General features: G+C 49.3%; 8 protein-coding genes. 1 reads left to right on the top strand and 7 read right to left on the bottom strand.

All coding sequences use genetic code 11. The annotated features are described in order from the left end of the window. The 7 genes from HOK28_05365 to HOK28_05335 all read right to left on the bottom strand — a co-directional run. The coding region (locus HOK28_05365) for a 4-hydroxy-2-oxovalerate aldolase (protein ID MBT6432500.1) at nt 1–254 on the bottom strand (254 nt) is incomplete at its 3' end. A gap of 10 nt (nt 255–264) precedes the next feature. Continuing rightward, nucleotides 265–1,167 carry an acetaldehyde dehydrogenase (acetylating) gene (locus HOK28_05360; GenBank protein ID MBT6432499.1) on the bottom strand — a complete coding sequence of 301 codons (903 nt, stop codon included), beginning with the start codon at nt 1,165–1,167 and terminating at the stop codon, nt 265–267. 15 nt (nt 1,168–1,182) lie between these two features. Then, nucleotides 1,183–1,968, bottom strand: a complete 786-nt coding sequence (locus HOK28_05355; protein MBT6432498.1) for a 2-oxopent-4-enoate hydratase — start codon at nt 1,966–1,968, stop codon at nt 1,183–1,185. Nucleotides 1,969–1,977: 9 nt separating this feature from the next. After that, nucleotides 1,978–2,802, bottom strand: a complete 825-nt coding sequence (locus tag HOK28_05350; GenBank protein MBT6432497.1) for an alpha/beta fold hydrolase — start codon at nt 2,800–2,802, stop codon at nt 1,978–1,980. A 2-nt stretch (nt 2,803–2,804) separates the two neighbouring features. Continuing rightward, nucleotides 2,805–3,710: a biphenyl 2,3-dioxygenase gene (locus HOK28_05345; protein ID MBT6432496.1), complete on the bottom strand. Its 906-nt coding sequence runs from the start codon at nt 3,708–3,710 to the stop codon at nt 2,805–2,807. Nucleotides 3,711–3,738: 28 nt separating this feature from the next. After that, on the bottom strand, nt 3,739–4,917 hold the full coding sequence (locus tag HOK28_05340; protein ID MBT6432495.1) for a flavin-dependent monooxygenase: 1,179 nt from the start codon (nt 4,915–4,917) through the stop codon (nt 3,739–3,741). A gap of 48 nt (nt 4,918–4,965) precedes the next feature. After that, nucleotides 4,966–5,832, bottom strand: a complete 867-nt coding sequence (locus tag HOK28_05335; protein MBT6432494.1) for an amidohydrolase family protein — start codon at nt 5,830–5,832, stop codon at nt 4,966–4,968. 294 nt (nt 5,833–6,126) lie between these two features. On the opposite strand from HOK28_05335, the gene HOK28_05330 reads away from it, so the two are divergent. Beyond that, on the top strand, nt 6,127–7,101 hold a 975-nt coding region (locus HOK28_05330), incomplete at its 3' end, for a hypothetical protein (GenBank protein ID MBT6432493.1).

Raw genomic sequence — 7,101 nt, 5'->3', positions numbered from 1 at the left:
GAGATCTTGGCATTCTTCATTTTGGGAATCACTGCATCGAGGTATTCCTTATCCGTAGCTGCCGGAAACCCGTAATTGATTGAGGCGCCGCCTAAACCGTCTCCGTGGGTGACTTCAATCAGCGGGACCTGTGCTTCGTCGAGTCCAGTTGCAACCGCTACCATTTGCTCAACGCTGATTTGATGTTGCTTCGGGTGCATACCATCGCGCAAACTCATGTCATGTAGAACGACTTTTTTACCTTTGATGTTCATCGTTAATTCCCTATGCGCTTTGTAGATTGAGCCGACCGGCGGTGATTTCTTCAGCAAAAAGCTCACCGGTGCGCAACGCAGCAGCGGTCATAATATCTAGGTTGCCGGCGTAGGCGGGGAGGTAGTCACCGAGCCCAGCCACTTCCATCCAAACACTGATCTTTTTACCATCGAATACGGGTCCATTTTTCAGTTTGTAACCCGGAACATATTTTTGCACTTCCAAAACCATCTCATGAATCGACGCCGTAATCTTATCTTGGTCGGGTTCGTCTTTGGTCAGGCAGTGAATCGTATCGCGCATAATCAAAGGTGGATCTGCGGGGTTGATAACAATGATGGCTTTGCCTCTGTCAGCGCCCCCAACTTGTTCGATACCCTCGGAAGTCGTTCGCGTAAATTCATCGATGTTGGCGCGTGTGCCCGGCCCTACGGAGCGCGATGACACAGTTGCAATGATTTCGCCGTACTCAACTGGCTGAATACGACTGACTGCATTGACCATAGGTATGGTCGCCTGGCCACCGCAGCTCACCATGTTTACATTCATGGATTGGTTGCCGACCTGCTCTTTGAGGTTTACGGGTGGCACGCAGTAAGGCCCAATGGCCGCCGGTGTAAGATCCACCATAAAGACACCAACGTCTCCAAGTGCCTTAGCGTTAACGTGATGTGCTTTAGCGCTGGTAGCATCAAAAGCAATTTGAATGTTGTCTTCTTTGATATGGGGAAGTAGCCCACTGATGCCTTCGTGGGTTGTTTTCACGCCCAGTTCACGAGCTTTGGCGAGGCCGTCTGAATCGGGATCGATGCCTACAACCCAAACCGGTTCAATGGTTTCACTTCTTAAGGCTTTGTAGAGCAAATCCGTACCGATATTGCCGGAGCCGATGATTGCGGCTTTAATTTTCATAGTGTTCTCCAATGGTCACACAAAGTTGACGCAGGCAGTTCCCAGTCCTTCGATTTCGAGCCGCATGCAATCTCCGGCTACCACGGGTTCAAGAGGAACCCAGGAGCCAGAAAGTACGACATCGCCGGCTTTGAGTTCCACACCGAATTCACCAAGGGTGTTGGCGAGCCATGCAACGCATGTGAGTGGGTTACCGAGTGCTGCTGAGCCAAACCCTTCGCTAAGGACTTGGTCGTTTTTATAGACAGTCATTTTAGCAGCTGCCAGATCGACGTCTTTGGGGTCAGTTTCCTGGTCGCCCAACACAAACAAACCACAAGATGCATTGTCGGCCACGGTATCTTGAATCTTGATTTTCCAGTTCTCAATACGGGAATCGACAATCTCAAAGCATGGCATCACAGATTCAGTCGCAGCGAGTACGTCAGCTTCTGTTACATTGGGTCCAACCAGGTCTGCCTTGAGCCTAAAGGCTAGCTCTCCCTCGGCTCGAGGTTGAATGAGCCGAGAACTGATGGGCATGTCACAACCATTATCGTAGACCATTCCGTTGGTTAGAAAACCAAAGTCGGGCTGATGGACGTTGAGCATATCTTGAACAGCTTTACTCGACACCCCGATTTTCTTACCCACAATAGTTTCGCCGGCATCTACGCGCTTTTGGACCATCCGCAGTGAAATACGGTAGGCGTCTTCGATGGTGATCTCTGGTGCTCGCTCAGTAAGCGGCGCAAGGGTGCGACGCTGGGTGAGAGCCTCGTAGAGTTCATCGCCATATTTTGCAATGTCCTCTTGGTTCATTGAATTATCCTATTCGTTGAAGAATTCGATACACTCTTTGTTAAAGCGGGCGGCGTGCTCAACCATGACCCAATGGCCGCATTCGGTAAGGAGTATCATTCGGGTGTTGGAGCATTCTCTTGCTACAGTCATAGCACCACTGGATGGGCAAAACTTATCATTCATCCCCCAGAATCCGAGAATAGGACAGGAGATGTCCTTAAGAGCTTCGGTCTGATTGGGTATCTTCATCGTCGAAATCACAGTTTTGGGCTGTGTCTCAGCGATTTGAAAGCGCTCTTCAATGATTTCGTCTGTAATGTGTTCAGGGTTGAAGAGCTGCAAATTAAAGGTTTTACGCATACCTTCTCGGCTTAATCCTTTTTTACTGAAGAACGAGCGCATCATCGTTTGGATGCCTTCCATCTCCATGTAAACTTCGCGGGTCTCTAAGCCGCCAGGGGCCATGAGAACCAATTTCTGAACGAGTTTAGGATTGTTAACCGAAAAACGGATGCAGACTGCACCCCCCATGGAGTTACCGATGAGGATACAGTCTTTAAGCTGAAGTGCTTCCACAAACCCTTCAAGTGCGGCTACCATGAAGTCGAGTGTATACTGAGCGTCTTCAGGCTTACTGGAGTAGCCATAACCCGGTAGGTCGAGGACCAGGGTGCGGTACCCTGCTTTGACCATGGCAGGGTAATTGCCTTTGAAATTACTCCACCCACTGGCGCCTGGCCCGCTGCCGTGGACGAAGATCACGGGGGTACCTTGACCTTCATCGTGGTAGTGAATGGTCAAGTCGTTTCCGATATCAACGTATTTTGCTTCAGGAACTGCCGGGACTGTCATGGTTAAGAGGCCTTCTTCGGTTTTTTAGGTGCAAGCATCATGGGAGGATGGTGTCCCCATTCACTGATGCAGTCGTAGGTGGTGGGTTCCCAGTTTTCATCATCGATCTGCCGGCCACCCCAGCCGAATTCAAATTGAAAACCGCTTGGCGTCATGGCGTAGAAGGAGAACATTTTGTCATTGGGGTGACGTCCCAGTGTATTCATAATGGGAACTTTGGCGCGGATACATCGGTCGTAGCACAGCCCCACATCGTCCATTGTTTTTACTTCAAGCATAAAATGATGAATACGCTTTTTGTGCTGCTTCCCAATAGCAAGCGAGTGATGGCGTGCATTGGCGTGCATGAAACTAAGGTCGACATCATAGCCGAAGAATTCGCATTGAATTTTATCACTGAGCTTAAAGCCTAGAAGGTTTTGGTAGAAATCTCCGCTCTCTTCTTGGTCATTGGCGTGGAGTACTGTGTGACCAAGGCCTTGTTCCTCAGCAATAAATCCTCGTTTCACAAGTTTAGACTCAAAGTCGTTTTCCGCGGTCTGGGCCCCGTAAAATATCTCACATGGGTTACCTGCAGGGTCATTGAATTTGACCAAGGCTTGGACCATTCGTGCTTGAGCTTCTTGTTGCGTACCGGGTGTGACTTCGGTTCCGGTGTCTTTCAACTTTTTGACGAGGTTGTCGAGCGAAGCTTCATCGGCAACTTGCCAACCTACGACACTGAGGTCATCGGCTTCGCCTTGGGTGATAAAGAACCTTTGATGATGGCTATCCATCCGGAGACCAAACGAGCCATCCGCTGTCTTATTGACAATATCCAGTCCTAAAATATTGATAGAAAACTGTTCCCAGGCCTCAAGGTCTTTGACCTCGAACCCAAGATAACCCAATTGGGCAACCCCATTCATATTCTGTATCCTTATCAATTAGAGCGACTTAAATGAACCAGTCTTGAGTTTTCATACCCATCATAACACCACCATAGTTACGCCCGGACTTATGGGGGTTGTTGGCATGGTGTGCCCGTGCCGCGTGAATATCTCTCCAAAAGGAGTTGATTGGATTATTGAGGAAAATAGCAGCGGCTCCGCTTGCATTCACCAAGTCGTCGACGACCCGAATACATTTATCGGTGCCTGCGGCAGCATTGTAGCGGTACCGCACTCGAACTGGAATCGGAATATCTTCACCGGTTCGTGCATATTCCATCATCTCTTTGTAATCCCGGCGCATGAGCGTGCGCACCTCGTCAATCGCTAGGGCAGCTTTGGCACAAACCTCTTGGGTATTGGGGTCAAGCTTGAGGTTTTTCCCATCGGCTCTACTCACTCGATCTGCGCAAAATTCCATGTATGCATCGAGTGCACCTTGTGCCATACCCACGGCAGGGGTGGCGACTGAACGTGTAAAGATTTGTCCAAACGGAATCTTGAAAACGGCCGCGTCATTTTCATCATGACCTGGACTCTTCATTCGAAATCCATCTGCCATTTTGTGTGTTCGGTATTCAGGGACGAATACATTGTCGACGACCACGCTTTTCGACCCGGTGGCCTTAAGCCCAGACGTGTGCCAGTCATCGTCTAGTGTGTAGTCCGATTTTGGGACCATGAATGTACGCATATCAGGTGGGCCATTTTCGCTGTGGATAAATGCCCCTAAGAATGCCCAGTCACAATAATCTGAGCCACTTGAAAATCCCCACCGTCCACTGAGCATATATCCGCCGTCCACGGGAGTTACTTTGCCAACGGGCATGTAGGACGATGAAATCAGGACCGAGCTGTCGTCGGCCCAGGCATCCTGCTGCGCCTGGTCAGGGAAGAGGGCGAGTTGCCAGTTGTGAATGCCCACCACGCCCAAAACCCATGCGCTGGAAGGACAAGAACGAGCGATTTCAACGACACAGTCGAAGAAGACTTCCGGGTCCAGTTCGTAACCGCCCCAACGCTTCGGCTGGAGAATTCGAAAAAAACCAGCCTCTTTGAAGTCTGCGATGGTTTCCGCTGGAAGCTGGCGAGCTTGGGTCGCAGCTGCTGAGCGTTCTTTCAGTGCTGGGCCGAGGTCTTTTGCTCGTTGAATAAGCTCTTCTGGGCTCACATCCATACTCCGAATCAGTGCCGTCATGGTCACTCCCATCTGTCGCGGCATAGCCGCAGTGGTCTACTCTTCTAGTTTAAACACTCGTAGGGCATTTTCCCGCAAAAACTTAGGCCAAACGTCGTTTTTAAAGGGAACATCTTCAAGTTCTTTGAATATTCGCTCGAGTGAGAGTCCCATCGGGAAGTATCCTGCATACATGATCTTATCTGAGCCCCTCGTATTGGCGTAATCTACAATTGCCTTGGGGTAGTGACGCGGTGCGAAAGCACTCGTCATGTAGGATAAGTTAGGATATTTCAGCATAAGCTTTACTGCCAGATCGGTCCATGGCTCGGCGCCGTGGCGCATAACGAATTTAAGTTCTGGAAAAAACCAACAAACTTCGTCAATGAGCTCTACTTTTTGTGGGGCCATTGGCAACCGCGGTCCAGGGACTCCGACACAACACGCAAACGGGATATCGAGCTCTACACATTTGGCGTAGATGGGATACCAGCGCTTATCGTTGATTGGCACCTGCGGGCATAGCCCTGATGGGAACGCGGTGACGGCTTTAAGATTGTGCTCTTTGTATAGCCGCTCTATCTTTCTTACTTCGTCCATGCCTTGATTGGGATTCGCATGGTACGAGCAGAAGAATCGCTTAGGGTAGCGTTCTATAGCCTCTATCGTTGTTTGGTTATCAAAACCGATCATCGCTTTTTCGATGGAGTACTTATCCATTTCAGCAACGGTGAACGCAATGAAGTCGTCTTGAGGCCCAATCTCAGGGATGTTGCGGAACATATATTCGGCCGGCATTTTGAAGACTTTCTTACTCTCCTCATCGAGAAAAAGCGGCTTCATAAACTCGTACCAGCCGCTGTTGTCTTCGCCTGGAATATTGAGCATCAGGTCGACGGCCTGAATTCCTGCTGGCTTCCCCATAAGGTGTTCTCCTACACGCTTAAGCTTTGATTCAAACCTGAAATATCCCTTAACTTTCAGGGTAGAACGCGTTCTATTTGTACGTCAAGCATACATTGCAAACAAGGCTGGTCACCTCCGAAATTGTGAGCAAAGGTAAGCTACCTGATTTCCTTATTCATTTTATCTTGAGACCGCTGAATTAGGCGCTGGATTGAGACTTCTTCACGGACTAAGCTCAGACTGGCAAAGTGAAGAGGTAGCAAGCTGAATCATTCTAAAACAATAACCTTCATAGGCTTTTGGGTCGTTCTGTTGTTTTGCAATGTGTCCTGGGCGACCAGCGCCGCGCAGAGTGTTTCACTCCTCGGTTCGTTAACTTCTCTTGAAGACGTCGATGGCACGATGAAGCCCGAGTCTGCGTGGCAGCGAATTGCTTCGGGTGATGGGGAACGGGTCCAGAAGCATACCCCTAATTATGGTGTGACCGATTCTACTTATTGGTTCTCGATACCGGTTGGAGCGCTGAGTTTAGATCGTCAAGATGATTGGGTTCTTGAGGTTAATTTTGGTCGGCTGCGAGACGTTCAGTTTTTTAGCATGTCTGAAGGCGGCGATGTTCTAGAGAGCTTTCATTCAACAGTGAGCACACCTCTGAGAGAGCGTGCAATCTATGGGCGCAGTTACCTCTTTCCAATCAATAATCTACCTGAAGTTGTGTCCATTTTGATACGAGTGCAGTCGAGTGTACCAATGCAAGTTCCGATACTCTTGCAGAACCGGAGTGCTTCTGAGGCGTCGAGAGTTCACCGTGATTTTGCAGAAGGTCTATACTTCGGACTCGCCTTAATCATGATGCTCTACAACCTGACGATTTTCTTGTTTACGCGTGAGGCGATGTACCTCATGTATTCATCGCTTGTAGGTTCGTTTGCGGGTCTCGTGTTTATTTCTCATGGGTTTGGCTATTATGTGTTCCCGGATAGCTGGGCTGTTTATTACGTTGATATTGTAATGCTGGGCACGATTGTACCGGCTCTTTGCATAGCTGGCTTCATTTTACTGTTTTTCGATTTACGCCGGCGAGATAATGGGTCAGCTCGCGTATTGTATGGCCTGCTGATGTTTATGCTTGCACGCCTAGCTCTCTACAATTGGCTTAGCAGTGAGGCCCGCTCGTTATCCGGATTGCTTATTGGTTCAGCATTTGTTTCGAGTTTACTCGCTATTACCGCTCGTCAGATATGGCTGAAACAACCTGGTGCGCGGTTGTTGTTTATGGCTTGGTCG

The sequence above is a fragment of the Deltaproteobacteria bacterium genome (assembly GCA_018668695.1).
In the GTDB taxonomy this organism is placed as follows: domain Bacteria; phylum Myxococcota; class XYA12-FULL-58-9; order XYA12-FULL-58-9; family JABJBS01; genus JABJBS01.
The sequence above is the reverse complement of the archived record's forward strand: the minus strand, read 5'-3'. Positions and strand labels throughout refer to the sequence as shown.

Bases quoted from the DNA above. Each gene is read 5' to 3' on its own strand.
- HOK28_05360 (MBT6432499.1), bottom strand. From the start codon at position 1,167: ATGAAAATTAAAGCCGCAATCATCGGCTCCGGCAATATCGGTACGGAT.
- HOK28_05355 (MBT6432498.1), bottom strand. From the start codon at position 1,968: ATGAACCAAGAGGACATTGCAAAATATGGCGATGAACTCTACGAGGCT.
- HOK28_05350 (MBT6432497.1), bottom strand. From the start codon at position 2,802: ATGACAGTCCCGGCAGTTCCTGAAGCAAAATACGTTGATATCGGAAAC.
- HOK28_05345 (MBT6432496.1), bottom strand. From the start codon at position 3,710: ATGAATGGGGTTGCCCAATTGGGTTATCTTGGGTTCGAGGTCAAAGAC.
- HOK28_05335 (MBT6432494.1), bottom strand. From the start codon at position 5,832: ATGGGGAAGCCAGCAGGAATTCAGGCCGTCGACCTGATGCTCAATATT.